The organism is Methylobacterium sp. J-059 (assembly GCF_022829485.1).
GTDB lineage: Bacteria > Pseudomonadota > Alphaproteobacteria > Rhizobiales > Beijerinckiaceae > Methylobacterium.
The window spans coordinates 1-2,241 of the sequence record NZ_JAKSYA010000155.1; the positions used below are offsets into that span (position 1 = coordinate 1).

Genomic DNA, 2,241 nt, shown 5'->3' on the forward strand with positions numbered 1-2,241 from the left:
GTGTGAGGGCTCAGGAGATGCTGACGTCGCCCGAGAGCAATGCCGTCTCCGCGACCGTCTGAGCGGCCGCCTGGCGCAAGCCGGCTACTGCTGGGGTCGCAAAGGCCAAACCGACGAGAAGAAGCAGTGGCACGCCTGCCAACCGGACTCGATCTACGAGGACGATATCGAGGCGGTGCAGTTCTGACCCAAGAGCTGCAGGCCGATGCACAAGCTTCCACCGGGCAGCCTCTACCGCCTTCAGACCCTGGCTCAGACCGGGGCAAGCTTCTACAAACTGACCGCCTACATGCGGCGCCTTGAGGTGCTGGGCATGGTCGTCGCCACCGGGCGGACGGCCCCGGAAAAGGACCTCAACGAGTACAGGATTACTGACGCGGGGCGTGCCGAGCTCAAGGATCGCTACGACCCACCATCGACAAATCCTATCAAGCGATAAATTCTCCCGACCACGGTTACGCAGATGGTTTGCCGGGCTGATGGCGGCCACGGAGCATCGGGCTAATGGCCAGTCCCGATACGATCCAGTGATGCCGACCGACACCTCCCCGCTTAGCGCAGACCGGCGCGGTGTCGATGGGAACCGTCGAGCAGGTCTTCGGATCACTCCGCCGCTTGCTGAAAGCGCAGGCGCTGGTTCTGCCCGATGGTGCGGGAGATCACCGAGCGGCGCGCGCTGTAGTTGGCCGAGACCAGGGGATAGTCGACCGGCAGGCCCCACTTGGCACGGTAGGCCTCGGCCGACAGTCCGCGCAGCGTCAGGTGCCGGCGCAGCGCCTTGTAGGGCTTGCCGTCTGCGAAGCTGATGATGGCGTCCGGCGAGATCGACTTGCGAATCTCCGCATTGGTTGGCTTCGTCAGCGCCGGCTTCGGCGGAATGGTCAGCCCCGTAATCGAGTCGTGAACCATGCGGATCAGGTCCGGCAGCCCCGTGGCGGGCACAGAGTTGTGGGCGACGTAGCTCGTGAGGATCTTGGCGGCGAGGTCGATGGGGTCCGTCGTAGTCTTCACGGTTTGTCTCCTTCCGAATGCTGTCTGGTAGATGCGTGTCCAAAACGTGCTGTCGCCCGGCGCAGGATGTTTTCCGTCGTCGATCATCCTGAACGATCGCGGCAGGTCGGCCTGCCGTCGCACGATTATGCGCGTGCTATCCTGAAACACAACTTATGCGCGAATTATGCGATGGATGCGATCTACTTAGAATTGATTAACGGGCTTGAATCGGCTGCAATCGTCAGCCGTTGGAGGTCGATGCCCTGCTATTTTGCCCATCGAAACTGGGGTTCAGGCACCTCTTGCGAGCCCCGGCCTCGACCTTCAGCCATGCAATTATAGGTTGTATAAACCGCCCAAGCTTGCAGCCCCACCCGATCGGCTCGGGGGCCTGCTGCTGCTTACGGCGGAAGTGTTGGCGCGGCTGGCATGAGCGGGGCAAACCTCAATCCGGCTTCTCGCGCTTTGCAATGACCCGGCAGGCCTGACGCAGGGTGACCTCATGGTCCGGGTAGAGCGTCGCCACGGCATCGAGCACGAGGTGGCCGAGCTCGATGCTCCACACCGTCGCCAAGTGCCACTGAATCGAGCCCGACGTCGTCCAGGCCTCGACGTTCAGGCCGCGCTGGATCGGCGTCGGCACGATCTGTTGTTTCGAGGGCGGTAGGATGAGCCGGGCCTGACACGCGCTATCGTATTTGCGCTCGGGCGGCGACCCTGGGTGGCGCTGATGCCGGCACGAGCCCGACAGGTGCCGGAGCGCATCGAGCTGCTGCATCGTAGGTCCGAACCGAGCCACAAGGCCGTCTGTCGCGTAGACGCCCCTTCGGCGGCACGACAGGCACTCCACCACGACGCGATCGCCTGCGATGTCTCCGAGGGTGTCCACCTACGCTCTGGCTCCGCGATCACGAACGGCGCGGCGAGATAGCGACCGGATCTCCACAGTCGTTTCGAGGGGCGGGGGGGGGGGGGGCCGGCGGGGCCCGGGACCGCAAGGACAAGGCCGGCAACAAACAGATGGGTTCGCATGGTCCAACCCATGGCAAGATGGGCCAGGCCCCAGCGGGGATGATGCGCTGGAGGGGGGGGAAAAAGGCAATTCCCGCACCCGTTTTCCGCTTTCACGGCACCGACGGGCATCCGGTCGTGGGCCCACCCCAGGGCAAGGGGCTGCCGACGTGGGCCGTGGATGCGGCCCACGTCGAGCGCCTCCCGCTTGACCTGGTGGCTCGTCCACCGCTCGCC

3 protein-coding genes and 1 pseudogene are annotated in these 2,241 nt (G+C 64.5%); 2 read left to right on the plus strand and 2 right to left on the minus strand.

All coding sequences use genetic code 11. The features are described from left to right. Positions 1 to 187: pseudogene (locus tag MKK55_RS23415) on the plus strand (hypothetical protein); the annotation flags it as partial. An 18-nt stretch (positions 188 to 205) separates the two neighbouring features. After that, entirely contained in the window at positions 206 to 439 is a 234-nt protein-coding gene (locus tag MKK55_RS23420) for a hypothetical protein (protein WP_243937868.1), read from the plus strand. A 164-nt stretch (positions 440 to 603) separates the two neighbouring features. Here the strand turns inward: MKK55_RS23420 and MKK55_RS23425 are convergent, their stop codons facing one another. Both MKK55_RS23425 and MKK55_RS23430 read right to left on the minus strand, forming a co-directional pair. Further along, entirely contained in the window at positions 604 to 1,011 is a 408-nt protein-coding gene (locus tag MKK55_RS23425) for a MucR family transcriptional regulator (protein ID WP_243937869.1), read from the minus strand. Between the two features lie 427 nt (positions 1,012 to 1,438). Beyond that, complete coding sequence (locus MKK55_RS23430; protein WP_243937870.1) at positions 1,439 to 1,771, minus strand: hypothetical protein; 333 nt, start codon at positions 1,769 to 1,771, stop codon at positions 1,439 to 1,441. Positions 1,772 to 2,241 lie beyond the last annotated feature (470 nt).

What these genes read in the sequence shown, in the direction of transcription:
- MKK55_RS23420 (WP_243937868.1), top strand. Translation starts at nt 206, where the DNA reads ATGCACAAGCTTCCACCGGGCAGCCTCTACCGCCTTCAGACCCTGGCT.
- MKK55_RS23430 (WP_243937870.1), bottom strand. Translation starts at nt 1,771, where the DNA reads ATGCAGCAGCTCGATGCGCTCCGGCACCTGTCGGGCTCGTGCCGGCAT.